At 63.6% G+C, this 25,452-nt stretch carries 29 protein-coding genes and 1 pseudogene; 16 read left to right on the top strand and 14 right to left on the bottom strand.

Translation table 11 applies throughout. The features are described 5' to 3' along the window. Nucleotides 1–75 precede the first annotated feature (75 nt). The 8 genes and pseudogenes from N0D28_RS09320 to N0D28_RS09285 all read left to right on the top strand — a co-directional run. Nucleotides 76–312: pseudogene (locus N0D28_RS09320) on the top strand (GNAT family N-acetyltransferase); the annotation flags it as partial. Between the two features lie 108 nt (nucleotides 313–420). After that, nucleotides 421–1,074, top strand: coding sequence for an anthranilate synthase component II (locus N0D28_RS09315; protein ID WP_260561869.1), 654 nt, complete (start codon nucleotides 421–423; stop codon nucleotides 1,072–1,074). Continuing rightward, nucleotides 1,071–2,075: an anthranilate phosphoribosyltransferase gene (trpD, locus tag N0D28_RS09310; protein WP_260559256.1), complete on the top strand. Its 1,005-nt coding sequence runs from the start codon at nucleotides 1,071–1,073 to the stop codon at nucleotides 2,073–2,075. Before N0D28_RS09315 ends, trpD begins: the two co-directional genes overlap by 4 nt. 84 nt (nucleotides 2,076–2,159) lie before the next feature. Further along, nucleotides 2,160–3,188 carry an alpha/beta hydrolase gene (locus N0D28_RS09305; protein ID WP_260559255.1) on the top strand — a complete coding sequence of 343 codons (1,029 nt, stop codon included), beginning with the start codon at nucleotides 2,160–2,162 and terminating at the stop codon, nucleotides 3,186–3,188. 3 nt (nucleotides 3,189–3,191) lie between these two features. After that, a complete protein-coding gene (locus N0D28_RS09300; RefSeq protein WP_260559254.1) occupies nucleotides 3,192–3,647 on the top strand; it encodes a hypothetical protein in 456 nt (151 codons plus the stop codon). A gap of 85 nt (nucleotides 3,648–3,732) precedes the next feature. Continuing rightward, nucleotides 3,733–4,293 (top strand): RsmD family RNA methyltransferase, encoded by a 561-nt coding sequence (locus tag N0D28_RS09295; protein WP_260559253.1) that lies wholly within the window; start codon nucleotides 3,733–3,735, stop codon nucleotides 4,291–4,293. Nucleotides 4,294–4,303: 10 nt separating this feature from the next. Then, nucleotides 4,304–4,798, top strand: coding sequence for a pantetheine-phosphate adenylyltransferase (gene coaD / locus N0D28_RS09290; protein ID WP_260561868.1), 495 nt, complete (start codon nucleotides 4,304–4,306; stop codon nucleotides 4,796–4,798). 258 nt (nucleotides 4,799–5,056) lie between these two features. Beyond that, nucleotides 5,057–6,112 carry a PIG-L family deacetylase gene (locus N0D28_RS09285; protein WP_260559252.1) on the top strand — a complete coding sequence of 352 codons (1,056 nt, stop codon included), beginning with the start codon at nucleotides 5,057–5,059 and terminating at the stop codon, nucleotides 6,110–6,112. A gap of 93 nt (nucleotides 6,113–6,205) precedes the next feature. On the opposite strand, the gene rdgB is transcribed toward N0D28_RS09285, so the two are convergent. The 4 genes from rdgB to N0D28_RS09265 all read right to left on the bottom strand — a co-directional run bounded on the left by rdgB (nucleotide 6,206) and on the right by N0D28_RS09265 (nucleotide 8,900). Continuing rightward, on the bottom strand, nucleotides 6,206–6,838 hold the full coding sequence (gene rdgB, locus N0D28_RS09280) for an RdgB/HAM1 family non-canonical purine NTP pyrophosphatase (RefSeq protein WP_260559251.1): 633 nt from the start codon (nucleotides 6,836–6,838) through the stop codon (nucleotides 6,206–6,208). 77 nt (nucleotides 6,839–6,915) lie between these two features. Further along, on the bottom strand, nucleotides 6,916–7,674 hold the full coding sequence (locus N0D28_RS09275) for a hypothetical protein (protein ID WP_260559250.1): 759 nt from the start codon (nucleotides 7,672–7,674) through the stop codon (nucleotides 6,916–6,918). 73 nt (nucleotides 7,675–7,747) lie between these two features. Next, a complete protein-coding gene (locus N0D28_RS09270) occupies nucleotides 7,748–8,326 on the bottom strand; it encodes a mismatch-specific DNA-glycosylase (RefSeq protein ID WP_260559249.1) in 579 nt (192 codons plus the stop codon). Continuing rightward, entirely contained in the window at nucleotides 8,304–8,900 is a 597-nt protein-coding gene (locus tag N0D28_RS09265) for a sulfite oxidase-like oxidoreductase (RefSeq protein ID WP_260559248.1), read from the bottom strand. Before N0D28_RS09265 ends, N0D28_RS09270 begins: the two co-directional genes overlap by 23 nt. Nucleotides 8,901–9,055: 155 nt before the next feature. Between N0D28_RS09265 and N0D28_RS09260 the strand changes: the two genes are divergently transcribed. The 5 genes from N0D28_RS09260 to N0D28_RS09240 all read left to right on the top strand — a co-directional run bounded on the left by N0D28_RS09260 (nucleotide 9,056) and on the right by N0D28_RS09240 (nucleotide 11,952). Then, entirely contained in the window at nucleotides 9,056–9,613 is a 558-nt protein-coding gene (locus tag N0D28_RS09260; protein WP_260559247.1) for a hypothetical protein, read from the top strand. Nucleotides 9,614–9,694: 81 nt separating this feature from the next. Next, nucleotides 9,695–10,270 (top strand): hypothetical protein, encoded by a 576-nt coding sequence (locus N0D28_RS09255; protein ID WP_260559246.1) that lies wholly within the window; start codon nucleotides 9,695–9,697, stop codon nucleotides 10,268–10,270. A gap of 83 nt (nucleotides 10,271–10,353) precedes the next feature. Continuing rightward, entirely contained in the window at nucleotides 10,354–10,770 is a 417-nt protein-coding gene (locus N0D28_RS09250) for an NADH-quinone oxidoreductase subunit 15 (protein ID WP_260559245.1), read from the top strand. Between the two features lie 135 nt (nucleotides 10,771–10,905). Next, nucleotides 10,906–11,235: a stage V sporulation protein S gene (locus tag N0D28_RS09245; protein WP_260559244.1), complete on the top strand. Its 330-nt coding sequence runs from the start codon at nucleotides 10,906–10,908 to the stop codon at nucleotides 11,233–11,235. A gap of 246 nt (nucleotides 11,236–11,481) precedes the next feature. Next, the gene (locus N0D28_RS09240; protein WP_260559243.1) at nucleotides 11,482–11,952 is read left to right on the top strand and encodes a transcription elongation factor GreA; all 471 of its coding nucleotides are present in this window, start codon (nucleotides 11,482–11,484) and stop codon (nucleotides 11,950–11,952) included. 283 nt (nucleotides 11,953–12,235) lie between these two features. On the opposite strand, the gene N0D28_RS09235 is transcribed toward N0D28_RS09240, so the two are convergent. Next, a complete protein-coding gene (locus N0D28_RS09235; RefSeq protein WP_260559242.1) occupies nucleotides 12,236–13,009 on the bottom strand; it encodes a shikimate dehydrogenase in 774 nt (257 codons plus the stop codon). 28 nt (nucleotides 13,010–13,037) lie between these two features. Then, nucleotides 13,038–14,099, bottom strand: coding sequence for a lipid II:glycine glycyltransferase FemX (locus N0D28_RS09230; RefSeq protein WP_260559241.1), 1,062 nt, complete (start codon nucleotides 14,097–14,099; stop codon nucleotides 13,038–13,040). A gap of 400 nt (nucleotides 14,100–14,499) precedes the next feature. On the opposite strand from N0D28_RS09230, the gene rpoD reads away from it, so the two are divergent. After that, nucleotides 14,500–16,143, top strand: a complete 1,644-nt coding sequence (rpoD, locus tag N0D28_RS09225) for an RNA polymerase sigma factor RpoD (RefSeq protein ID WP_312846396.1) — start codon at nucleotides 14,500–14,502, stop codon at nucleotides 16,141–16,143. Between the two features lie 187 nt (nucleotides 16,144–16,330). On the opposite strand, the gene N0D28_RS09220 is transcribed toward rpoD, so the two are convergent. The 4 genes from N0D28_RS09220 to N0D28_RS09205 form a co-directional block, all read right to left on the bottom strand. Next, nucleotides 16,331–16,822 carry a transcriptional regulator gene (locus N0D28_RS09220; RefSeq protein ID WP_260559240.1) on the bottom strand — a complete coding sequence of 164 codons (492 nt, stop codon included), beginning with the start codon at nucleotides 16,820–16,822 and terminating at the stop codon, nucleotides 16,331–16,333. A gap of 234 nt (nucleotides 16,823–17,056) precedes the next feature. Beyond that, nucleotides 17,057–18,691: a phytoene desaturase family protein gene (gene crtI, locus N0D28_RS09215; RefSeq protein WP_260559239.1), complete on the bottom strand. Its 1,635-nt coding sequence runs from the start codon at nucleotides 18,689–18,691 to the stop codon at nucleotides 17,057–17,059. A 103-nt stretch (nucleotides 18,692–18,794) separates the two neighbouring features. Beyond that, complete coding sequence (locus N0D28_RS09210) at nucleotides 18,795–19,658, bottom strand: phytoene/squalene synthase family protein (RefSeq protein ID WP_376777669.1); 864 nt, start codon at nucleotides 19,656–19,658, stop codon at nucleotides 18,795–18,797. A 173-nt stretch (nucleotides 19,659–19,831) separates the two neighbouring features. After that, the gene (locus tag N0D28_RS09205) at nucleotides 19,832–20,515 is read right to left on the bottom strand and encodes a class I SAM-dependent methyltransferase (protein WP_260559237.1); all 684 of its coding nucleotides are present in this window, start codon (nucleotides 20,513–20,515) and stop codon (nucleotides 19,832–19,834) included. Nucleotides 20,516–20,582: 67 nt separating this feature from the next. On the opposite strand from N0D28_RS09205, the gene N0D28_RS09200 reads away from it, so the two are divergent. Next, nucleotides 20,583–21,293: a phage holin family protein gene (locus tag N0D28_RS09200; protein ID WP_260559236.1), complete on the top strand. Its 711-nt coding sequence runs from the start codon at nucleotides 20,583–20,585 to the stop codon at nucleotides 21,291–21,293. Next, nucleotides 21,293–22,003 (top strand): hypothetical protein, encoded by a 711-nt coding sequence (locus N0D28_RS09195; RefSeq protein WP_260559235.1) that lies wholly within the window; start codon nucleotides 21,293–21,295, stop codon nucleotides 22,001–22,003. Before N0D28_RS09200 ends, N0D28_RS09195 begins: the two co-directional genes overlap by 1 nt. Nucleotides 22,004–22,233: 230 nt before the next feature. Here the strand turns inward: N0D28_RS09195 and N0D28_RS09190 are convergent, their stop codons facing one another. The 4 genes from N0D28_RS09190 to N0D28_RS09175 form a co-directional block, all read right to left on the bottom strand. After that, entirely contained in the window at nucleotides 22,234–22,650 is a 417-nt protein-coding gene (locus tag N0D28_RS09190; protein WP_260559234.1) for a hypothetical protein, read from the bottom strand. A 15-nt stretch (nucleotides 22,651–22,665) separates the two neighbouring features. Next, nucleotides 22,666–23,761 (bottom strand): peptide chain release factor 2 gene (gene prfB, locus N0D28_RS09185; protein ID WP_260559233.1). Its coding sequence is split into 2 segments (ribosomal slippage): nucleotides 22,666–23,715 and nucleotides 23,717–23,761, totalling 1,095 coding nucleotides; the frame shifts between segments, so codons are not numbered across the junction. A 61-nt stretch (nucleotides 23,762–23,822) separates the two neighbouring features. Continuing rightward, nucleotides 23,823–24,599, bottom strand: a complete 777-nt coding sequence (locus N0D28_RS09180; RefSeq protein ID WP_260559232.1) for a polysaccharide deacetylase family protein — start codon at nucleotides 24,597–24,599, stop codon at nucleotides 23,823–23,825. Between the two features lie 23 nt (nucleotides 24,600–24,622). Beyond that, complete coding sequence (locus N0D28_RS09175) at nucleotides 24,623–25,438, bottom strand: VC0807 family protein (protein ID WP_260559231.1); 816 nt, start codon at nucleotides 25,436–25,438, stop codon at nucleotides 24,623–24,625. Nucleotides 25,439–25,452 lie beyond the last annotated feature (14 nt).

The following is a 25,452-nucleotide window of genomic DNA, read 5'->3' as shown; positions in this document are numbered from 1 at the left end:
GCCGCTTTGCTGGCGCTGCAAAAACTGGCCTTTCAGAGCGAGGCCGAACTCTATCCGGAAGCGGAAATCGCGCCGATGAAGCAGACATTGCCGGAACTTGCGGATGAATTTCCCCAGTACACGACGCTTATCGCTGAGCAAGACGGCGAACCCGTCGGCTCGGTGCGCGGACGGGTCATGGGCGGAGTGGGTGAGATCGGGCGCTTGATGGTACATCCGGCACGGCGCGGACAGGGACTGGGGCGTGCGCTGATGTGCGGGATAGAAACGGCGCTGGACCTTCAGAATTTCAAGCTGTTCACCGGCGAGCGCAGTCTGGGCAATCTTCGGCTCTACGAATCGCTCGGCTATCTCCAGAGCGGCCAGTTTGAAGCGGGGCCAATCGGCATGATCGAAATGATGAAATCAGGAGAACGAAAAATGACCCAGCCAGCAAGCGCCCTGCCCAAAATCCACATCCTCATCATTGACAACTATGACTCGTTCACCTACAACCTCGTGCAGTATTTTGGCGAGCAGGGCTGCGAACTGACCGTCTGGCGCAACGACGCCTTCACGCTGGACGACGTAGCGAAGCTGAATCCCGACGCCATCGTGGTGTCGCCCGGCCCCTGCACGCCGCTGGAAGCCGGGCTGAGCGTGGACGTGATTCGGGCCTTTGCGCCGAAATATCCGCTGCTGGGCGTCTGCCTGGGCCACCAGAGCATCGGCGAGGCCTTCGGGGCGACGGTCAAACGCGCGCCGATTCCAGTACACGGCAAGACCAGCCGGGTCTCGCACGATGGTCAGCACCTGTTTGCAGGCATTGAGGGCGAGGCATGCGTGACCCGCTACCACAGCCTGATCGTTGAAGATTTGCCGCCGGAACTGCTGGCGACGGCCTGGACCACCGATCAGACCCCGGCGGGCGAGTACCGCGCGCTAATGGCCCTGCGTCACCGCGACTACCCGGTGTTCGGCGTGCAGTTTCACCCGGAGAGCATCGCCACCGAGGACGGCAAGATCATGATTCGCAACTTTTTGAATGAGGTCCGGCTGAATGAAGTTCGGCAACATCAGGCAGGCCGCGCATGATCCACGCCCGCTTGATGAACGGCGAGCGCCTCAGCCAGTTGGAGGCGTCTGCCTTCATGGACGAGGTGATGAACGGCAATATCAGCGCCACACGGCTCTCGGCGGCGCTGGCAGCTTTACGGGTGCGCGGCGAGACGCCCGAGGAGATCGCAGGCTTTGCCCAGTCGATGCGCCGCCACGCCGTGCGGGTGCCGGTGACGCCGCGCGAGGTGCTGCTCGATACGGCGGGCACTGGCGGCGACGGAGCCAACACCTTCAACATCTCCACCACCGCCGCCTTCGTGATCGCGGCGGGCGGGGTGCATGTCGCCAAGCACGGCAACCGCGCCGCCAGCGCCCGCGCCGGGAGTGCCGACGTGCTCGAAGCGCTGGGCGTCAACCTCGACGCGCCGCCGGAGCGGGCCGCCAGCGCCATCGACGAACTCGGCGTGGGCTTCATGTTCGCCCGCAACTACCACCCGGCGCTGAGGCACGCCGCACCCGTGCGCACCGAGCTGGCCTCGCGCACCGCCTTCAACGTGCTCGGCCCGATCAGCAACCCCGCCGGGGCAACCCATCAGGTGGTGGGCGTCTACAGCCCGGCTTTGACCCGCACACTGGCCGAGGTGCTGCGGCTGCTGGGCAGTGCGGCGGCGCTGGTCGTGTCAGGCGAGGGGCTGGACGAACTGACGGTCAGCGGCCCCACCCGCGTCAGCGAGCTGCGGGCAGGCGAGATCAGCGACTACACCCTGACCCCGGCGGACGTGGGTCTGGGCGAGCACCCCATCTCGGCACTGACCGGCGGCGACGCCTTCGAGAACGCCGCCATCACGCGCTCGGTGTTGCAGGGCGGCGGCACAGCGGCGCAGCGCGACGTGGTGGCCCTCAACGCCGGAGCCGGGCTGTACCTGGCGGGCCGGGCGGCAGATTTGCGCGGCGGCGCTGAGCTGGCGGGCCAGATTCTGCGCGGCGGCGCAGCCTGGGACCTGCTGGAGCGCTACGCGGCCTACACCCACCACTGAAGACGCCGAAACCATCAAGCCCACCTTAATCTCATTCGCCATCAAAGTTACCGAACGGTCAGCTCGGTTCGCTAAACTCTGGGCATGAGCAAACAACATACCCTCGGATTGTGGCTGACGGTCGCGGCCCTGGGCCTCAGCGTCACGCTGGGGCAGGCGGGCGCGCAGACCAGCACAACAAACACTGGAAGCGCTGTCACCGTCGCTACGCCCTCCGCCGTCAGCAGCACCCAACCGGCCCTGTCGCCCGCATTGGACGCCGAGCGGCGCTTCTTTGAGCTGCCCGGCTTCGGCAGGGTGGCCTACTATGCCGACACACGCGGCACGGGCCGCCCGCTGCTGCTGACCACCAGCATCAACGCCGCCGCCAGTGCCTACGAGATGAAACCCATTTTCGACACCTACGCGGGAAGTAGGCCCATCTACGTGCTGGAATGGCCCGGCTTTGGCAGCTCGGCGCGGCCTGACGTGACCTACACCCCCGAACTGATGACCAGCGCCCTGACCAACCTGGTCGCCGAGATCGGGCAGGACGTGGACGTGGTGTCGCTCTCGCTCGGCTCGGAGTTCGCGGCGCGGGCGGCCCTCGCTGAGCCGCGCATCAAGTCGCTGGCCCTGATCTCCCCTTCCGGCCTGGGCAGCGCACGCGGCGGCACCCAGCGCGCACGCGACGAGGACGGTGGCCAGAAACTCTACCAGCGCCTGCGGACTTTCGGCACGCCGCTCTACGCCCTGATCAAGAGCCAGCCGAGCATTCTGTATTTCCTGAAGCAGAGCTTCGTTGGCCCGGTTGATTCGGGTCTCTTCAATTACAGCCGCGAGAGTGCCAACCAGCTGGGCGGCAAGTACGCGCCGCTATTCTTCATCAGTGGCCGTCTGTTCACGCCCGACGCCTTCGACACTCTTTACAGCAAGCTCAGCATCCCAGTGCTGGTCCTCTACGACAAAGACAATTACGTGAACTTTAACCGCCTGCCGGACTTCACCGCCAAGAGCAACGTGAGCGCCGTGCGCATCGTGCCGAGCCAAGGCCTGCCGCAGTTCGAGAAACTGCCAGAAGTGAAGGTGGCGCTCGACGGGTTCTGGCAGAGCATGGGGCTACAAGGCAAATAAAGTGTGGCCGTTTATAGAGTAAGAAAATGGTGGTCTGCTTTCAGCATCTTCTTTATAACTGTCTCCTTATACGCCCTCTTTACTTCTGATTCCAGCACATCATCCTTTGATTACGCATTTGGATACTCGCTTTTAGTTACTTCGACGTTCTGGCTATTAATTACCACTCAATCAAGAATAGTTATTACCCCAGATTCAATTTTAAAATACTGCCTCTTCGGTAAGTGGAAAATTAGGGGGACGGATATAGATGGAATTGCCATTGAGCGTGTTCCGCGTTCGCCTAGTTTAATTCTGAAGATCCACACCGTTTACGGACAATTAGTATCCATAAACTTCAACTACTACAGTGGTGAGCAGGAGGCGTGGCAGGAAATCCGCAAAATGACTTCGCCAGAAGTGGTTCGGGAACGCTGGCCCAAATACCTGATCTGGCTGCCGGACCGCGACAAGTTCTAGGCTTGGATAGTGAGTTTGAAGCTGTGCAGCGTTCCCTCAGCTATCCTCAGCCCATGACTGTTCTCCACTTTTCCCTGGCACGCGCTTGAGCGTCCGCATTCTGGGCGGCGTCGCCAAGGGCCGCACTCTCAAGGTTCCTGAGAGCGCCCGTCCCAGCACGGCGCGGCTGCGTAAAAGCCTATTCGATCTGCTCTACTCGCGCTTTCCCGAAGGCTCCTCGTTCATCGACCTGCACGGCGGCAGCGGCGCAATCGGCCTGGAAGCAGCCAGCCGGGGCTACCGGGTGACCCTGGTCGAGCAGGACGCACGGGCCGTCAAGAATCTGGAGCAGTCGGCCCGCGACCTGGGACTGCGGGTGCGGGTTGTGCGCGGCGACACGGCCCGGCTGCTCGGCAGTCTGCCGCCGCACGACATCCTCTTTTCCGACCCGCCCTACACCCAGGATATTCCCAAGCTGACCCGCCAGATTCTGGGCAGTCCGCTGATGGGCGCGGACTCGCTGCTGATCGCTCAGCACCCCAGCCAGCTCCACCCCGGCGAGATGACGGGCTTCGAAGCCGAGCGCCGGGTCTACGGCAGCAACGTGCTGACGCTCTACACCGCCGCACCCCAGGAGGCCCGTGAGCAAGACCCCAAAGACGCTTGAAACGCGCGGTATGAACGCCGTCTTTCCCGGCAGCTTCGACCCGGTCACCAGCGGGCACATGGACGTGCTGACCCGCGCCTCACGCATCTTCGACCACGTGACCGTGACCGTGATGCACAACGCCCGCAAGCGCAGCACCCACCTCTTCAGCCTGGAGGAGCGCCTTCAGATTCTGGAGGAAGCCACCCAGCATCTGCCCAACGTCAGTGTGGATTCGTTCGGCGGCCTGCTGGTGGACTACATGCGCCAGCAAAACCGCAGCATCATCGTGCGCGGACTGCGGGCAGTGTCGGACTACGAATATGAACTCCAGATCGCCCACCTCAACCGCCAGCTCGGCGACGTGGAGACGGTGTTCATCATGGCAGCGACCCGCTGGAGCTTCGTATCGAGCAGCATGGTGCGCGAGATCGCCTCCTACGGCGCAGAGGTGAACGAGATCGTGCCGCAGGCCAGCGCCCGAGCACTCAGACTTAAGTTCGCGGACGTGCAGCGGCCGGATTAACTCAGAGTGTGAAAAATTAGTCGTAGCCTAAGAAGAGATCACTTTCAACCGCAACGGTATTTTTAGATGTCCCACACATCCTTTTCAGAAAAATTGGGACCGATGAAAGTCGGTTTCTGCTTCAAAATTACCCCTATCCCCCCCATTGCAAAAACTGACTGTGTGAAAAAATCGTGTTATGCTGAGGCGTTCGTAAGAGTTATGAGAAAATGCGGCCGCCCGCTTTCGCGCTGAAGAAACAGCACATCGGAGTTGCAAATGAAAACGACAATCAGATTATGCGGCATGATTTTGCTGAGCGTTTCTCTATTTTCCTGCTCGCGTGACACTTCGAGTAGCACGCCTACCAGCAACGTGAGCGCTCAGGGAGTGACCCCAACGCAGGCGCAGGCGGCGGCCCAAGAGCAGGGTAAATCAAAATACGGCCGCATTGATCCGGAAGTGCCGAATGTCAATTCACTTAGAGGACAGGGATTGACTACTGTTCAGGCGGTTGACTTCAATGTGGTCGCCCACGCAGACGACTGGGAACTCTTTTTCAGCCCTGAAGTCTACCGTGAAGTCACCAGCGCGACGACCAAGAACGTGTTCATCTACCTCACTGCTGGTGACGCGGGCGCGGGCAGAGGCCCGGTCAAAAACAATCCCTACTATCAAGCACGTGAAGATGGTGCCAACGCAGCGGTGCGCTTTATTGCCAGCGTCAATGCCGCGACTGGGGAAGATCCAGTGTCTTCCAAAGTCGTCATCGCTGGACATAAAGTGCTCAGGGTAGCGTATCGGAACACCGCTTCTTATTTTTTACGGCTTCCAGACGGCGCGCCGGACGGAAAGGGGTTTGCTGGTCAGTCTATGCAACTTCTCTACGAGAACAAAATTCCTAAAATCAATGCAATCGACAAGTCAGCAGTGTATCCAGACTGGAAGGACTTGACAAACACAGTCAAGGGGATTATCAAGAAAGAAACGGGAAATCTGGGGAAGGCATCGTTTAATTTGATGGACTCCGATCCAATCGTCAAAGTCGATCACTCGGATCATATTTACACGACGATGCTTGTGAATTCGATCCTCAAAACAATGCCTTGCGTCAATGCACAATATTTCCTTACATACTGGAAAAATTACACGCCCGAGTATCCCATCAACATGGGCTCAGAAGATCTCATCAATCAAGCGGCTGTTGTGGGAGTCATGCAAGCCAGTGAAGCAGACGCAGGTTATCCGGGATCATGGGATGAGTTCCACAAATCCTTTATCGGCAAAGATTACTCCAGGGAAGTACCCGCCACTTCTACTGCTGCCTGTATATAGGTTCCAGCCAAAAGTCATGAAGAAGGCCTCCACAGAGTTCCGACAGGAGGCCATCTTCATGACTTTAAGTCAGTCCTCTTCCTTGCCAGCAGCTCAAACCTTGCTCCCCGTGGGGCGCGGTGGCTGACCGTTCTTGTGTGCGTCCTTGAGGGCAGCGAACGCCTTACCCCGGTGGCTCACGGCGCGTTTCTCACTGAGGCTGAGCTGCCCCAGACTCCGGCCATCCGGCAGTTCGAAGAGAGGATCGTAGCCGAAGCCGCCGACCCCGCGCGGGCCTTCGAGCAGTTTGCCGTCCACCTCGCCACGGTACTCCTCGATGTGGCCGTCAGGGTAGGCCAGGACCAGCACGCTGACAAACTTGGCGCGGCGGTCCACGGCGTTGCGGGTGCGCTCCAGCAGGTACAGATTACGCTCGTGATCGTCCTTGCGGTGGCCGAAGCGGGCGCTGTAGATGCCGGGCTCGCCGCCGAGCGCGGCCACTTCCAGGCCGGAATCGTCGGCCAGGGCCGGAAGGCCGGTGTACATAGACGCAGCAGCGGCCTTGATCATGGCGTTCTCAGCGTAGGTGCTGCCGGTTTCCTCGGGCAGCGCCACATCGCCCAGCGGTTCGAGCTGCCAGCCGAGGTCGGAGAGGGCTTCTCTGAATTCGTTGACCTTGCCGGGGTTGCTGGTGGCGACCACCACGCGCAGCGGGCCAGAAACGGAGGGAGAACTGGGTTGACTCATCCCCTCAGTGTAGGGCACAGCTTCCGCCGGAAGGGAGCAGGTTTTTCAGAACCTGCCGTTCATTTGCCTGTCTGGCTTCATTTGCCCGCTTGATCGTCACCCGGCTTGAGATCGCCGCCCTCGCCGTACTTGACGCTGAGGTAGCGCCGCCCGGCTTCCAGCTTGCGGGTGTGCTGCTCGGCCTGCGCGTCACTGATGGACCGCATCCGGCGCTCGATGAGGCTGAGTTGCTCGGCCAGCAGCACCTCGCCGTAGGCCAGGTCCGACCCGGTCACGCGCAGGTTCTGGTAGGCCGAGAGGGCGCTGGGCAAATCGTCGTCGGCGGCCTGGCGGGCGTCGTGGGCCTCGCGGGTCAGCACGCCGCCCGCCGCCGTGGAGCGCAGCGCGTCGCGGGTAGAGGTGGCCGCCGCGTTGAGTTTGTGGCGCAGCGGCGGACTCAGGCTCGCCCCGGCCTTGAGGGTCAGGTGCGCCAGCTTCTGAATGCGCCCGGCTTCCAGCGAGGCCAGTTCGGCGCTCACGTCGCTGACCGCCAGGGCTGCCGGAGCCTCGCGGCGCACCGCCGCCTGCCGGGTGCGTTGCCGGAACGACACGAAGGTGAAGACCACGCCCGCGATACCCGCCAGCATCAGCAGCGTGGCCACCAGCGAGCCGTTCAGCGCTGCAATCAGCAAGCAGATCAACAGGACCCCAATCAAGAGGACGCTGAGCGAACCCACCACAACCAGACCCAGGGTGTCACCGGCCCGGCCCACCGCGAACGCGGCCTGCCCGATCAGCGACGGCGAACGGCGCTCACTGAGCCAGGCGTGGTCTTCTTCGGGAACATGGGCTGCCATCAGTGGAGGACTCCGTTGTGCAGAATAAAAACCTGCGAAATGAAAAACTGGGAACAGGACCGGACCATCATGTTCAGAGTACGCCTTCTGCTCGCCGCGAGTTCCCGCACGCCCCAACGCGCCTGGCCAGCGCCTGCCAGGGGCCGAGCTGAAAGTAGTTGTGGCCCAGCGGGCTGGTACTCGGCAACACCCAGACCTCCGCGCCTTCCAGCAAGCCGGGCTGCAGGCCGTAGGAAAGCCTGCCCGTCGGCACGCCCAGTACCTGACTGGCTCCGCGCTTGCTGGTGAAGGCCACCACTTCGGGGCGGTAGTGGGCAAGGCGGGCGCGCAGCTCATCCGGTTCCCAGGCTTCGGTGGGCAGGCTGGCGTCTACCCCGCTGTGCTTCTTGGCCACGTCGGTGAGGCCGATACCGAGGGCCAGCAACGCCGGAAACTCCTGGGGCGCGAAGAGACGCGGAGTCAGCTCCACCTCGGCCAGCACCCGCCAGAATTTGTTCTGCGGGTTGGCGTAGTACGCCCCGGCACGGGCGCTGATGCGGCTGGGCGCAGTGCCGATCAGCACCAGCCGCAGCCCCGGCGCGAGCAGGTCGGGCACCAGGTGGCCCTCGCCGGACGGCGGGAGCAGAGATTCAGTCGTCGCTGTAGCGCTCATCTTTGAACGGATCGCCGCGCATGTGGTAGCCGTTGCGCTCCCAGAAGCCCGGCGCGTCGGCGCTGATAAATTCCAGACCATTAATCCATTTGGCACTCTTCCAGAAGTACAGGTGCGGCACCACCAGCCGCAGCGGGCCGCCGTGTTCCGTTTCCAGCGGCTTGTCGCCGAAGCGGGAGGCCAGCAGGTTCTCGGGCCGCACAAAATCGCCGAGGCTCAGGTTGGTGGTGTAGCCGCCCACTGAGTGGATCATCACGTGGGTCGCTTCCGGCTTCAGGATCAGCATCGGCATCAGATCGGTCACCCGGATGCCGGTCCAGGTGGTGTCGAGCTTGCTCCAGTGGGTCACGCAGTGGATGTCGTAGGTCAGCGTGGTCTGCGGTAGGGCGCGCAACTCCGGCCAGGAGAATTCCCGTTCCTCGGCCAGCCCGAATACCCTGACTTTCGCGTCCTCAAGCTTGTAACGCGGCGCGGGGCCGTAGGTCAGCACCGGGAAACGGCTGGTCAGGCTCTGGCCAGGCGGCACACGGCCATTCATATCGTCTGCGGGTTTTTTGAAGAAGTTGCCGAGCATACCCTTATTTGAGCGCCCAGCCCACCGGAGCTTGGTAAGCCGCGCCGCCTTACGCCTGCCAGATCAGCGTTCTTCAGCCCCGGATTAATGCCTGCCTCACGTTCGCTTAAGGTGCTGTCACGTGCGCGTCAGCTTGAGACGGCAAAGTGAGAGGTATGAACAGAAGATTTTTGGGACTAATCGGCGCGGCGGCTCTGCTGTCGGCTTGCAACGTCACGGTGACAACGCCCGCTTACAGCTCGTCAAACAGCCTCACCCTCGACGCGGTCAGTTCGTACACCAGTCAGTACGCGCTCCTTACCAGCGCTCAGGACCAGAACGGCAACACGCTCGCCGCCGGAACCCCGATCATCTGCGACAACCTCAATACCCGCCTCGATGTGGGCGTGAGCTGGACCGGCGACCTCCAGCAGATCGGCATCCGCTTCAAGGGCGCACTGACCGGCGATACCAGCAACACCAACGTCTTCGGCGACCGCTACAGCGCCCCGGATTACAGTGGCAGCGGCACGGCCAGCATCACCATCCGCCCCGGCTTGGCCCCGCTCAAGGCGAGTAGCGGCGTCAGCGCTCAGGCTATTATCGTGACGCCCATCACCACTGTGAATGTCAAGGGCTATACCTACGTTCAGGCGTTCGGTAAAGACAGCAGCGGCAATTACAGCAATGTGGTCGAGAGCGTGACTCAGATTCCCGTCGCCAACTGCTCGTAAGCTCCGAGCGGGTCTTCCAACTTCGCCTGTTCATTCCAATTCCGCCCACCTGACACCGCCCCCACTCACCAGGAGACCCAAATGAAACTTAACGCCAAAATGCTCTTGCCCGCCCTCGCCCTGCCCCTCTTGCTCGCCGCCTGCGGGAGTGCCAGCACCGGCTCCGGCACTGTCAAGTTTAACGACTTGAAGACCGAGTTCAGAGACGCCACCGGCAAATACGTGGCCTGCGACACGACCAACCTCAACCCCGGCACGACGGAGATCACTAACGTCGCTGTCTACTACACGGCCACCGGCACCATCAGCAGCCTCGATATCGGTCTCCTGGGCAATACCAGCAGCGTTTACGACAGCAACTACACGACCACTGTGCAAGGCAACCAGCTCCAGGCCATCAGCGGCAACGACTTCAAGACGGTCTTCACCGCTGATTCGAGCACCGGCCTGCTACCCCAGGCGATCATAGTTAAGCCCAACCCGGACGTGGCCATTAAGAACGTGACCACCAGCGGTGGGGCAGGCAGCTTCTACGCTCAACTGACGCTGCACAGTGGCAGCGAGGTGGCCAGCACCAACAGCAAGCTGGCCACGCTGCCTTCTATCCCGGTGTATACCAACTGCACCGTGACCAGCGTGACGACCGAAAAGCTTTAACTCCCCTGTTCTCCTCAAGCCGCCCCACTGTGGGCGGTTTTTTGTGGCCTGCACAGCCTCCCCGCACGCTACACTGCACCCACATGTCCACTTCAACCCCAGACGTTTCCAAAGAGGCGCTCTACCGCTCATGGCTGACCCTGCTCAGCTGGCTCGGCGAGGAAGCCGCCGCACGCGGCCTCAAGCTGAGCAAGGTGGCCGACTTTCCAGATTACATCTACCGCATGGAGCGGCCCTACGACCTGCCCACCACCATCATGAGCGTGAGTCTCAACCGGGCCGACCCCCAGTATCCCGAGTCGGGCGGTCAGGCGCTGTTTCTGGCGGCAGTCAGCCCCCGGCACGTTTCCCTCGGCGGGGTGTCGCTGCGGGTCATGGGCGGCAGCAAGCACTGGCACCTGCACGCCCACGGCAATGAACTGCTCGAAGGCAAGCGGCCCTTCACTCGCCCGCGCCTCACCAGCATCCTCGACGGCGTGCAGGAAGGCGTGGACGCTTAGCGAGGCGACTTCATTTTGCCTTGACCGGGTACAGAGCGAGTCTCCAGTCAACCCGGCATAACTTCAATTTCCCTGTATTGATTTCGCAGTCACCGGCGACCTACAGTGGCTCCACGAACAACCGAGAGGAACGCTATGGACGAGACGCTGCGCGTTTCCGGGACATCACGCCCCAACGCGGTCGCCGGGGCCATCGCCGCCCTGATCCGCACCACCGGAACGCTTGAAATTCAGGCCATCGGGCCCTCTGCTGTCAACCAGACGGTCAAGGCGCTGGCCATCGCGCGCGGCTACCTGCACGGCGAGGGTCTCGATCTGAGCGCCCAGCCCGCCTTTGTCAAGCTTGACGTGGCCGAGGAGGAGCGTACCGCCGTACGCTTCCTGGTGCGCCGGGAGACACTGCGGTCTGCCAAGACAGTTGCCCTAGCGACACTGGACAAGGCCAAGAGCGTGCCGGGCCTGTGACGCTAACCTCCATTATGTGAGTTGTTCAGGGCCACTGCAACGTCGCAGAGAGGGTGTCGAATGGCAGAACATTCGGAAATGAGGCGAGGTTTTTGCCCTATTTATTTTCTAAGAACAGGAGCCGATCTTGAGAAAGTTGATAAACGCGAACTCCAATTTTCCATTTGAAGGGTGTTGCGGTAGCCCTGCTGAGTGGTCTGGGTACAACCGGTCGGGTGCCCCAAAGCCGCTATACTCAAAGATCGTATGACCAGAGCCAAACTCCCGATGACCCGGCGCGGACACGACAAACTCGCCGAAACCCTCAATCACCTCAAGACCACCCGCCGCGAGCAGATCAGTGAGTACATGGGCAGCGCCCTGGCCGACGGCGATTTGCGAGAGAGCGCCGCCTACGACGAAGCCCGCATGCAGCAGTCAGAGAACGAGGCACGCATCATCGAACTCGAAGACCAACTCGAGCGTGCCGTGATCGTGGACGAGAGCGCCCAGGACGGCGTGGGCCTCGGCGCAAGAATCAAGGTCCGGGACGGCAAGGGCACCGAGCGCGCCTTCGAGATCGTCGGCACCTACGAGGTGGACGTGCTCAAGAACCGCATCAGCGACCAGTCGCCCATCGGACAGGCCCTGTTGGGCAAACGCGTCGGCGATACCGTGACGGTGAAGCTTCCCAAAGGCAGCGCCGAATTCAAGCTGCTCGAAGTCATCTACGACTGAAACGCTGCCGTCGCCTGACTCCTGACAGCGAACCCTGAATGTGAAGGCCGCGCCCCGATTTCGAGGAGCGCGGCTTTCTCTGAACGGGGGCGCGGCAGGGCCACGTCCACTCAAGACAGTTCGTAGGCAACAGGTTCACGGCGGCGCAGAAAGACTGCCACCCCGGCAATGCCGAGCAGCGCGACGTTGACGCCGATCCAGAGGGTCAGTACGATGGCAATTGAGTTCATTTCTAACACCAGTGTGAAGTCTCAATTAGAAATGAAATGTGAAGAAAAATACTTCAGTTGCTCATGGCAGCCACCAGATCGCCGAGCAGATCTGGGCGAAAGCGCTGGCCGCTGGCATGCTCAAGCTGACGGGCCAGCACGCGGGCCGGGAAGTCCGGCAGGCTCAGCAGGGTGGCCCCGGCCCGCTGCACCTCGCGCACCGCCTGGCCGCTCAGATCGAGGACGGTGTGGTACGGCTGCACCAGTTGGGCAGGCAGACTGCCTCCGGTGAGGACCAGAAGGTCGGCGCGCTCGGCCAAACCGCGCAGGGCCGCGTCGCTGCGGGTCAGGGCGAAGGCCGCCAGCCCGGCGGGCAGATCACGTGACATGGCCTCGGCCTCGCGGTGGGTATCGGCAACCACGGTGATGGCCTTGAAGCCCAGCCGCACCAGCCCCAGCCCCAGCCGCAAATCTGCTGCCGAGCCGATCAGCACGGCGTGCGCGCCCCTGGCGGCGTAGCTGCTTTCCTGCACAGCACTTAAAAGCGCCTCGGGCGCAGCATAGGTACCGCGCGGCCCACCAGTAAAGGCCACCGCGTCGCTCAGCCCGGCACGGCGGGCATCGGGGTCGAGCTGAAGGTACTGGGCAGCCTGGACGTGCAAGCTGGGGTGCAGCAGCGCTCCGGCAAAGCCCAGCGCCTCGCAGGCGGCCAACACTTCCGGCAACGGGGCAGCGGCTACCCCCAGCGCCACCAGGCCAAACTCGCGCAGGGCGCGGGCAGCAGCGGCGGAGTAGCCGATCAGGGCCAGCGCCGCCTCGCCCTGGGCCGGGCCGGGAGCCAGGCTCACAGTCTGGTCCCAGCTTTCACAGCCCCGGTCACAGCACATCCTCCGGGCTGCCGCGCTTGCGGAGGTTGTTCTGGGTCTTGCGCCACCGCAGTCCGCGCACGATCAGTGGGCTGAGCGGACTCAGGCTCAGCTCGTAGCCAGGAAACCAGACCTTCTCACCGCCGAAGTTTTCTTTCATGCGGTAAACACCGAAGCTATGTTTGGTCTCGTCGAGCTGGCGCGGAATGCCCCAGAAGTCGAAGGTGCGGTAGCCGCGCGCTTTCGCGTCGAGCATGGCTCCCCAGTAAAAAGCGGTGGGAGCCTTGGCGTCCTTGCGCTCGCCGCCGTCGGGGCCGGGCCGATCATCCTTGATACTGCCGCCAAACAGGTAATTGGTGACCGTGCCCATCGCCAGAAAAAAGCCCCCGGCCAGCGCCCGGCCCCCGTGGCGGGCCAGCACGATGTAGGCGTCGCCGCCGTGGGCCGCACCCTCACGCAGCATGGTGCGGTAATAGGCCTGCGGAAACGCGCCGAGCTGGGCACGCTCGTTGGTGGCGGTGAAGATGGTCCAGAATTCGTCGAACAGTTCGGGCCCGCCGCTGACGACCTCGACCCCGAACTTGCCCGCCGCCTTGACGTTGCGCCGCGCCATGCTGTGGAGGTTGGCGAGCAGCGCCGACTCCTCACCCCCCAGGTTCACCGTGATGGTGTGTTCGGGCTGCTCGGCCTCAGTTCGACGCCAGGGGCCGATGGCTTCGGGAATCAGGTCGGGGGTACGGGCAAACGGCGGCTCGATCTTGACCAGGCTGTCGTTCATGCGGGCCACTTTCCGCAGGGCGGGCGCAATATCCGGCAGCCGCGCCATGCTGTCGAGGACCGGGCCGCGCGGGGCATACAGCAGGTCGAAACCCGGTACCAGGCGCTTGCGGATCAGTTGCAGCGCCCCGACAGCCTGTCCGGCGTCTTGGAGCAGGTAGCGGGTCGGCGTCTGGCCCAGTTCGCGGCGGGCCTCGCCGTAGCCCCAGCCTTGCAGGGCGCTGGTGATGGGCAACCGGGCCACCACCTCGTCGTAGGCGCGGGCGTCTTGGATGGGAAGCAGCTCTAAAGGCACGGTCAGGATTGTAGCAGGGGCGGCAACATGGACAGACGGTCAAAGCGCAGGCCAGGGCCGCTGCAAAGTCCATCAAAGGCAAAGTTGGGGCGAGCATTTGCCAAGCTCCTCAAGATGGCCCCGTGATTCTGGAGGATGAACACGGCAAAAACCTCGCCTCATCTCCGAACATTTTTCCATTTGTCAGCCGCGCTGCGGCTTTGCGGTTTCCCCAGGCAAAGGTAAGATTTATGGGGGCAGTTTCCAAAACATCTGCTAGACTGACCCGTTCAGTGAAACGCAGACTTTGGCCTGCAAGGCGTCTGGTTTCCCGCACCCCACCCCCGACTGTCAACCTTCACCCCGCGCCGCAACACGCCCCACCTCTGGCCTGTTTCGCTGGGGCCACCTTGGAGCAAGCATGGCTGAACAAACTCCCCGCCGCAAAAAGATCCAACCGCCCGCGCCGCCCGTCCTGAGTGCCGAGACGCCTGCCGCGCCCAAGCCCAAAGCCGCCATCAAATCGCGGGAGAAGACCCCAGCTGCAGGCAGCCCCGACAAGAGCGGCCCGGCAACGGTGGGTCAGGCTGCGCCAGAAAGTAGCCCCACCAGCAAACCGGCAGCGAAGAAAGCAGCAGTCAGCAAACCGGCAGCCAAGAAGGCGGCGGCCAAGCCCTCCGGCAGCACTGCCGAGAGCGCGGCCAGCGCCGATGCCGCACCCAAACCCAGCAAGGCCAAGGCGGGCAGCAAACCCGCTGGCAAGGCCGTCAGCGCCGACACCAAGGCGAGCACCGGCAGTTCCGCTGACAGGCCCGCCAAGAAAGCGGGCAAGGCGGCAGCCAGCAGCGTTCAGGAAAAGCCGTACTACCAGCACTCAAGTATCCAGGACCTGCTCAAGACCGGCAAGGCGGCGGGCATTCTCAGCGCCGAGGAGATCGCCGCCGCCCTGACCACCGCGATGGAAGCCTCAGGCCTTGACCCCGAGAGCGCCGAGGCCTTCGAGGAGTTGCAGCTCTACATCCAGAGCCAGCATATCGAGATTCAGGACCTCGAAGAAGACGAAGAGGAAGAGGACGCCGAGGCCGAGGACAAGGAAAAGGAAGAGGCCGAGGAAGAGGAGAAGTACTTCGACGACATGCCCCGCGCCGTGTCCAACGACCCGGTACGCCAGTACCTCCACGAGATTGGGCGGGTGCCGCTGCTGACCCTGGAAGAGGAGATTGCGCTGGCCCGCCGCATCGAGGAAGGCGAGGAGGCGAGAAAGTCGTTCGAGGAGGAACCCGACCTCGAAGAGCGTGCCCAGCGCCGCCTCAAGCGCCAGATGGAAGATGGTGCGGCGGCCCGCCAGGGCCTGATCGAGGCCAATTTGCGGCTGGTCGTCAGCATCGCCAAGAAGTACACCGGGCGTGGCCTGGGCTTCCTCGATCTGATTCAGGAAGGCAACCAGGGGCTGATCCGGGCTGTCGAGAAGTTCGAATACCGCCGCCGCTACAAATTTTCAACCTACGCGACCTGGTGGATTCGCCAGGCCATCAACAGGGCCATCGCCGACCAGGCGCGCACCATCCGCATCCCGGTTCACATGGTCGAGACCATCAACAAGCTGACCCGCACCGCCCGGCAGCTTCAGCAGGAACTCAGCCGCGAGCCCACCTACGAGGAGATCGCCGAGGCGATGGGACCGGGCTGGGACGCGCCCAAAGTGGAAGAGGTCCAGAAGGTCAGCCAGGAGCCGGTGTCGCTCGAAACGCCCATCGGCGACGAGAAAGACAGCTTCTACGGCGACTTCATTCCTGACGAGAACCTCGATTCGCCTGTCGAGAACGCCGCCAAGACGCTGCTCAGCGAGGAGCTGGAAAAAGCGCTGGGCAAGCTGACCGAACGCGAGGCGATGGTTCTCAAGTTCCGTAAGGGGCTGGTGGACGGGCGCGAGCATACGCTTGAGGAAGTCGGCCAGCGCTTCAGCGTGACCCGCGAACGCATCCGCCAGATCGAGAACAAGGCGCTGCGCAAGCTCAAGTACCATGAGAGCCGCACCCGCAAGCTGCGCGACTTCCTGGACTAAGTGCGCCCTCGCTCTCTCCACTCGGTAAAGCGAAAGCTTTCCAAGGAGGTCCCTCGAGGGGCTGGACTGAAGCAGACGAATTCAGAGAAGCGCCGAACCCTAACGTGGGGTTCGGCGCTTCTCTGCTGAGGTGACAATAAAAAAGCGGCGAACCCACTCCGGGCCGCCGCTTTCTCAATTCGTGAACTCAGGCCACTTGCTTTTTCTTGGCGTCTTTCTGGTCGACCAGCGCCTGGGCCTCGCGCAGCCGAAAGACCACCAGGCTGCCAACGAAGGTGCAGGTGATCTGCTTATGGGCGTTGAGCAGGCTGAGGGCCACCATGATGTCCTCGCGGGTCATACGGAGCTGCTCGGCCATGTGCAGGGCACTGTCGGCACGGCCCTCCAAGTAGTCACGGATTTTTTTGGCGTCGGCGGTCAGCGGGGTCGCAGGCACGTCGGCCAGGCCCGGATCGGCCAGACCGTACACGGCGCGGGTGCCGGTACCGGGTAGGCGGCGCACCCGGCCCTGGTCGAGCAAGCTGGCGAGCGCGGCGCGCAGGTGCGACAGGGCCAGGCTGGTGGTCTTGGCGAGTTCGGTTTCGACCCATTCGGGCTTGCTGTCGAGCGCGGCCAGCACCAGCTTCTCGTTGGCGCGGCGGGTTTCTTGCAGGTCTTCGACGGTGGGGGGATTGAACATGGGGCCTCCGGGGCAGTGGGCGGCGGCTCTCCAGCCCGAACAGATCGGACGAAACCGCCAGCAGGAGCGCGAAAATCAATTGAATCAATGGAAACGAATACCGCTTTGCGTGTCGAGCGTTGGATCGCAATTTTGAACCAAGCTCAACTTTTCTATTTTGACATAAAATCATCCAAGTCTGGTGAGTTTACGTCTCTGCGCAGCAAAGCAAAACCGAACGGAGGAGCCGTTAGCTCAGCCGACGATATCGGGGTGAATGCCGAAATCTTCGGCAACCAGGCGGGCTGTCATCTTGGCCGACATCATCACGCTGGGGGTGCCCGCGCCCGGCTGCGCGCCCGCGCCGACCATGTACAGGTGGGTTACGTCTTCCGAGCGGTTGTGGGGCCGGAAAAAGGCCGACTGGGCCAGCACCGGCTCCGGCCCGAAGGCATTGCCCAGATAGCTGTCGAGGGTGTCGGCGAAGTAATCGGGTGTCACGTAATCGAGGTGGGTCAAGCGGTTCCGCAGGCCCGGAATATAACCCCGGTCATCCAGCATTCCCATGACCCGGTCCACCAGCAGCGGTCCCTGCACGGTCCAGTCGAGGCCGCTGGCGTTGTTGGGCACCGGAACCAACGTGTAGGCGGCGTGGTGACCCGCCGGAGCCAGCGCCGGGTCGGTCAGGGTGGGCACATGCAGGTACTGACTGAAATCCTGGCCCAGCACTTTCTGGCCGAAGATCTCACGCAGCAGCTCCTCGTAGCGCGGCCCCAGAATGATGTTGTGGTGGCGCAGCTTGAGGGGGCACTCAGGATCGTCGCGGAAGCCGAAGTAGATCACCAGCAGGCTCATGCTCTGCGGCGAGAGCTTGACGCGGGTGTCCGAGTTGATCTTGCGGACCTTTTTGTCCAGGCGCTTGAGATAGGTATTGGCCCAGTCGCCGTTGCTGACGACGATATCGGCGCACAGCTCCTCACCGCCCTCCAGCTTCACGCCGCGCGCCACCTGCTGGCGGCCCTCCTTTTCGGTAACGATGTCCGAGACGCCCGCGCCGTAGCGAATGGTGCCGCCGAGTTCCTCAAACTTCTTGACAAAGGCCCGCACCAGCGCTCCGGTGCCGCCGATGGCGTAGTGAATGCCCCAGGTCTTCTCGACGAAGTGGATCATGGCGTAAATGGCCGGAACGCTCAGCGGGTTACCGCCGATCAGCAGCGTCTCGAACGAGAAGACCTGCTGCATCTTGGGATTCTGGAAATACTTCCGAGTAAATGAGAAGAGGGTGCGGACCGCATCGAGCTTGAGCAGGTCCGGCACGGCCCTGAGCATGGTGGGAAGGTCGCCGAAATGGGTGTAGCCCAGTTCGAGAAAGCCGCGCTCGAAGATGGCCCCGGCGTCGCGCAGAAACTGCTCGTAACCGCTGAGATCCTCGGGGGCCAGTGCCTCGATCTGGGTGCGGGTGCTGGTCAGGTCGCCGTCGTAGTCGAAGAAGGTACCGTCGTCGAAGTAGATCCGGTAGAACGGCGAGATCGGCACCAGCTTGACGTACTTCTCGGTGTGGGGCCGCTCGGCGTGAACCCGGCTGCCACCATCCGGGAAGTCGGGGGCGGAGAGGCGGGCCTCGTCGCGCTGGAGGGCGAACAGTTCCTCGATGAACTGCGGCACGGTAATGACCGTCGGCCCCATATCGAAGGTATACCCGTCAACATGGCGCTGGTAGGCCCGCCCACCCGGTGCGTCGAGGCGCTCCAGGATGGTGGTATTGAAGCCTAAGCTCTGAAGCCGGATGCCCAGGCTCAGGCCGCCGATGCCGCTGCCGATGATCAGCGCAGTCTTGCGGCGAGGTTGAAACGGCTGGAGGGAAGCGGCTTGGGTCGCAGAAATCGTCATGAAAGGTCCTTGGGGAGACGTGATGAAAGGCGGGGCGCAAGTCAGAGAATGAGTCTCCCAGGTCAGGTTGGCGCGGCTCAGCCCAGGGGTGGGCGGGGGCTGCTCAGACCGGGCTGGGACTGGAGCGGACTTCCCACCAGGCCCCCGGCAGCATCAGCAGTTTTCGGGGGCCACTGACGTGGGCGCGGCGGCTGAAATTGTCGTAGTCGTTGGCTTCCAGGGCGTCGAGAATACCCTCGTAGGCTCGGGCCGCCGCCGTGACCGCCAGACGGCCCGAGCCGTGCAGGTACGGCAGCCCAGCACGGCCCTCGCGGTACCAATCGCGGGCCTGCTGGGTCAGGAAACGCATCAGGGCGCGGTACGGCGGCGTGACCTGGCCCGCTTCCAGGGTGGCGCGGCTCACGCCGTACTGGGCCATCAGATTATCCGGCAGATAGATGCGGCCGCGCTCCAGATCCTCGCCCACATCACGCAGGATATTGGTGAGCTGCATGGCCTGACCCAGCTTGAGGGCGTAGTCGAGGGTCTGCTCACCGCCGCTGTAGCCCGAGATCGGCGCGATCATGAAGCCGATGACACCCGCGACCCGTCGGCAGTAGAGTTCCAGTTCGCCGAAGGTGCGGTAGGGCGTGCCGCCCGCGTCCATCCGCAGATCCATTTGCAGGCCCAGGTACAGCTCGTGAAATGCCTCCTCGGGCAGCGGGTAGCATGAGGCAGCCCAGCGCAGGGCGGTGGTGACGGGTTGGGCCGCGTCATCGCCCCGCGCCAGATCTCCCGCCTGGTCGCCGCGCAGCGCCGCACTGGTCGACAGCCACCAGGCTTCGAGGGCCGTCTCGCCGCCGCCCGGTTCGTCCACGATGTCGTCGCCCTGACGGCAGGCGGCATACACCGCCCAGACCGCTTCCCGCTGCACGGCAGGAAAGAAGCGCGAGCCGAAATAGAAGGTCTTGGAGTGGTGCCTGGTCAGCTCCCGGCAATGCTGCAAAGCGCCGAGTTGCTCCGGGGTCCAGCCGCGTGGGTGACCGTCTCGCACGTCTCCTCCTTAGGACTGCAGTGTAAGCGCAGCGGCAGGCCACAGAGAGGGCACATTCTTACAGACTTCCTGCTGAACAGCTCTGACGCGTGGAGCGGACTGTCCACTCACGCCCTGATCCACTGGCCGAACAGCACATTGGCCCGCCGCCAACTGCCGACCCATTCGAGCTGCGGCAGCCAGGCGCAGAGTTGGGCCTCGTCGGGAAAGCTCAAGCCACCGAAGCGGCCCAGTGCAGCCTGGAGCGGCGAACCGTCGCGGGCCAGTGTCATCAGCCAGAGCTGCCCGCCGGGACGCAGCAGGCGCTGGGCCTCGGCCAGCATCTGCTGGGGACGGGCCGTCTCGTTGAGGGTCGCGCCGATGGTCACGCCGTCGAAACTCGCGTCCGGCAGGCCGCTGCGCTCGGCGTCAAGCAGAGCGTACTGGATCAGCGGACTGCTTTCGCGCCGGGCGGCGACCTTCAGCATAGCCGGGCTGATGTCGCACGCCAGCACCTGGGCACCTGTGCGGGCCAGCACACCAGCGTAAAAGCCGCTGCTGGTGCCGATGTCGAGCCACGTCTGACCGGCCTGCGGACGGCACAGCGCCCTGAAGTAAGCAGCCTCACGCACCAGCGGCAGCGGCCTGCCGGTGAGCAGTGTCAGCGACTGCTCGCGCCACATCTGGTAGCCCAGCGCCGTGAGCGGCAGCAGGTTGCTGCGCTGGGCCGGAGTGCGTGGGGGCGTGCCCGCCACCGCTGCGGCGAAATCAAACTTGTTTACCCTTTCTTCAAGTTGCCCGGAGATGGTCATGTTGCCATTATGCTAGGCAGATGACCACGGCTGCCCACAGCGGCCACCGTCGGCACGGAGGGTTTTTATGGAACAGAACAAAGGTCTCGGCGGGTCATTGATTGATGTCTTTGACGCTGCAGTGAATCTGATCAAGACCGAGGCAGGTGTGCTGACCAAGCGCGCCACCGACACCGTCAAGGCCAAAGGCCTGGGCGTGGTGCTGCTGCTGGCCGCCACCGGGCCGCTCGTCCTGGGCCTGATCTTTATCATCCTGGCGCTGTTCTACGGCCTGATCCGGCTGGGGCTGGGAGCCTGGGCCGCCGCCTTCTTCATCGCGCTGGCAAGCTTCGGGCTGGCAGGTCTGCTGGTGGTCAGCGGTCTGAGCCGTCTGTCGGCCAAGGTCAAGGAAGATCCCATGAATGACAACGACTATGATCTCAAGACCCCCTACACCGAGCAGGAAAGCGGCTTGCGCGGCGACCCGGCGCTGATTTCGGGGCGCGCCTCAGTGCCGCAGGGCCAACAGGTCGGTCGGGTCCAGCAAGTCCACCTGCACGGCGCAGCCAGGGTGGAAGGCGTCAAGGACGATCAGGCCAGTGCTGATCAGACCAGTGCCGTGCCCAGCACGCCGCTGGCCGCCGGGCGCAACGCGGGCGAGCACAACCCGGTGCCTGGCAAGACCCCCAGCGCGGACGCCGGACCCCAGGTGCCGGACAAGTCCAGAACCGCGCCCGAGGGCATCGTGGTGAGCACCGTGCCCACCTACAAAGAAGACATGAAAAAGGAGGGATACTGATGAGCGAGCGCGAGGACGCCCGGCTGCGGCTGCAAGAATCGGTAGACCAGCTCGGCCAGCAGGCCAGCTTGCAGGTGCAGTTGCAAAAAGAGCCGCTGAAGATGCTGGGCATCGCCACCGGCGTCGGCGCGGTCATCGGCATCGTGCTGGGTCGCTCGCTGAGCAAGACCAGAAAGATCTATGTGGACGATACGCTCTCGAAGAAGGACCAGAAGGCGTTTGCCAAGGCCCAGGTCCGCTACAAGGGGCCTGCCGGGAACATCGGCGGGGCACTTCTGGCGACCCTCGGCACGCTGGCCTTCAAGATCGTGCAGGACCGCTATATCGCGCCCAAGCTTGAGGAACTCGCCCAGAACCTGAGCCAGCAGGCAGGTGACGCGGTCAAGACGCCCCGTCCTCCCAAACCCAGCAAGGACGTGGTGATCCGCGATTTCCGCGCATCCACCGAGAAGGCCTACTCCGACGAGCGCGGCAACCTCAACCTGACCCCTGCCCAGCAGGCGGCCGGAGAAGTCGCCTACGCCGCCCGCGACGTGCCGGTGCGCGACTTCCGGGTGGCCGCCGAGAAGGCCCACGCCGATCAGTTCGGCAGCGTGATCTCGGACGCCGCCGCGTCACCGATGCCCGCCGTCAGCGCCGAAGTGAGGCCGACGGCAACCAGGACCGAGGCCATCACAGCCGACGCGCCGAAAACCAATTTGCAGAAGTGAGCTGAACGGAGAGCGGCCCGGACTGATCAATGTCCGGGCCGCTCTCCCGTTAACTGTATGGCAGTCGTGACATCAGCTCAGACGGCCATACAGAAGCGCTGGGACGGCGTCTGGCTTCATCTCTCTCCTGGCGAGCTATACCCGTTCCAACCTCGCCGCTCGGGAGAGAGGGGTCATCAAACTGCCCCAGATGAATCTGGCCTGCCCGGACGAACCGCTCTCCAAAAAAGCTAATTCTTCAGGCGCGGCGGCTGGGCTTCAGCTTCGTAGAGGTCGGTCAGGTGACGCATCAACTGGCGGCCCAGGGCCAGCAGATCGGCCTCGCCCACCAGATGCAGCTGGAATTGCCCGTGCGGGCCGTATTCACCCACAAAGTCGGCCCCGTCGCGCCGCACCCGCACCCGCACCTCACACAGGCCAAGCCGGAACCAGGCAGCGTGCCAGGCTCCCAGCGGCAGAGGCCGCAAACTCTGGACCGGATCAGAGACCGTTTCGGTGGTCACATTGTTGAGCGGCAGCCCAGGCCCGCTGGCGTGCCTGAGCGCGTGGTAGAGCGCTGTCAGAAACGCCTCACAGGCCCGCGTCTCGGCCTGCCGCCGCGCCGCCGAGCGCTCGACGGCGTGTTGCAGAGCATCGAAATCAGTCATCGGGAGAGCGGGCGCTCACTCCTCGACGTCCAGTTCCTCGGCGGCGCGCTTGCCCGCCAGCCATTCCAGGCCCGCCCACATGAATTCGTCAAGGTCGCCGTCCAGGATGCCCGAGGAATCGTGGCGCATCACTCCGGTGCGGTGGTCCTTGACGTACTGCTTGTCGAGCACATAGCTGCGAATCTGCGATCCCCACTCGATCTGCTTTTGCTCGCCGCGCGCCGCCGCTTCCTCGGCCTCGCGCTTCTTCATCTCGATGTCGTAGAGGCGCTGCTTGAGGATCTGGAGGGCGATATCGTGGTTCTTGATCTGGCTGCGCGTCACCTGCGAGGCCACCGCGATGCCGGTGGGAATATGGGTGAGGCGCACGGCGGAGTCGGTGGTGTTGACGCCCTGCCCGCCCGCGCCCTGAGAGCGGAACACGTCGCGGCGCAGGTCCGAGTCGGGAATGTGAATGTTGATTTCCTCGACCGGCACTTCCGGCACCACGTCCACGCTGGCAAAGCTGGTGTGGCGGCGGTTGTTGGAATCGAAGGGCGAGACTCGAACCAGACGATGAACGCCGTTTTCGGGAGCCAGCATGCCGAAGGCCTTCTCACCCCGGATGATGAATTCCGCCGAGGTGATTCCGGCCTGGTCGCCGTCCTGCTGGTCGAGCAGTTCGACCTTGTAGCCCCGGCGCTCGCCCCAGCGCATGAACATCCGCTCCAGCATCCCGGCCCAGTCCTGCGACTCGGTGCCGCCCGCGCCGCTCTTGACCCGGACGATGGCTGCCGCGTCGGCGTGCTTCATGATGAAGAGTGTTTCACGGTACAGTTCGTCCACGTCGCGCTGAAGGCGGGTCTGCTCCTCGGCGAGCATCTCGGCTTCCTCGGCGCTGGCCATCTCCAGCATCTCGGATAAACCGTCCGCGTCGGATTGCAGCCGGGTGTAAGCGTCCACGACTTTCCGCAGACTCCCAGCCTCCTGGTTGACACTCCGGGCGCGTTCGGGGTTGTTCCACAGATCGGGGTTGCTCAACTCGCGGTCGAGTTCATTGAGGCGGCGCGTTTTTCCGGGAACGTCAAAGATACTCCCGGAGCGCGGCCAGTTTTTCCAGTAATGCTTGCATGGCCTCTCCCTTCTGCTGGCCAGGTCGGGCACGGTCAGCAGGCAGAAGCAGAGTATAGCGGCTAGGGCTGACCGAGCAGTGTCTTGACGGTCACCAGCGTGTAGCCCTCGGCCCTCAACCCCTTGATGATGGCCGGGAGCGCCAGGCCGGTGGCAGGCGCGTGGCCGCCGCTGACGTGCAGCACCACGATGCTGCCGCCCCGCACCCGGCCCAGCACGTCTTTGACGATCACTGCCGGGTCGGGCTGGTTGGCGTCGCCGCCAATCACGTCCCAGTGGACCACTTTGAGGCCCGCCGCCTCGACTTTCTTCACATCGCTCTCTGCGGCGCAGCCACCAGGAAACCGGAAGTAGCGGGGCGTCTCACCCGTCGCGGCCTCGATGGCGCGCTGCGAGCGCTCGATGTTGGCCGCCTTCTGGGCGTCGGGGATCATCGCCAGGCCGTAGCAGGGCTGTGAGAAGCCGGGGTGGTCGTAACTGTGGTTCTCGATCTCGAAGCCGAGATGGCGGGCCAGCGCCAGGGCAGAAGCCGGGTACACCTGCGCCCACATCCCAGTCAGGAAGAAGGTCGCGGGAGTATTTGTTTTTTCCAGAGCCTGCACCACCGTCTCGTTGTCGAAACTCCTGACCTTGCCGCTCCGGAGTTCGCCCTCCATGCCGGGGGTCATGTCAGCGTCGAAGGTCAGGGCCACTTCCCTGGACGAACCCGCCTTGAGCATGCGCGGCCCGTGCGTGACGATGCCGGGGGCGTCGAGTGAGGGGCGCAGGGCGGAGGAATGCAGGGCCGCTGCCGGAGCCTGAACGAGCAGCAGGAGGGCCGACAGGGCAGTGCATTTCATGAATGCAAGCTAAAGGTTGCAGATCAGGCTGAGGTGGAAGGCAGACTGGTCCCGCCCGCGCCGGGCCTGGGCACAGTGGCCCGTTCCAGTTCGGCCCAGAAACCTTCCTGCCAGGGCCAGGCCAGGCCCCCGGTGAGGCGGCGGGTGGCCCGCAGGGTCAGCCCGCCTGCCGCACCGTAAAACAGCACGTCAAGGACAATCGCCAGCGGGAAGGTCAGGGCGTGGGCGCGGGCCACCTGGGCATTGAACCCGGCCACACCGAACGGCAGCGTCACCAGCCAGATCGCCACCAAGTAGCTGGCCACGCCCAGCAGCAGGGCCTTGAGGGCAACCAGCGCGGTGGCCCAGCCGAGCGCCCGGCGCACCTCTGGCTGCGAGAGCGCGGCGCTGAGCAGTTGCTTGCGCTGCGGCGTTTCCGGCGAGACCAGGCCGTAGAACAGAAACTCGAAAAGGGGCCGCCCCAGCAGCAACGACACCCCACAGACGAGTACCAGCAGACCAGAGTGCAGCGCGTCCTTGAGGGCGAAGGCCACCCCGTCGAGCCGCAGAAAACTGACCGCCGCGCCACTGAGCGCTCCAGCCAGCAAAAAGAGGCTGAAGGGGTTGAGCACCCGCCGCCGCAGGGTGTCGGCCACGATGTAGAGGGTCGGCAACACGCCCGCCAGCACGTAGACGCCGTAGTTGCCCAGATGCAGCGACAGATCGGGCAGGCCGACCGGCGCAGGGTTGAGCAGGGCGTAGGGCAGCACGAAGGTAAAGGCCACGTCGAGCGCCAACCGAACGAGACGCTGCCAGACGACCCGCCGCCCACTGGATGTTCGTTTGGCCGAATTCAACACGACTTCAGTGTAAG

Origin of the sequence: Deinococcus rubellus, from assembly GCF_025244745.1 — a bacterium.
GTDB classification, from domain to species: domain Bacteria; phylum Deinococcota; class Deinococci; order Deinococcales; family Deinococcaceae; genus Deinococcus; species Deinococcus rubellus.
This window is presented reverse-complemented; position numbering and strand designations above follow the sequence as displayed.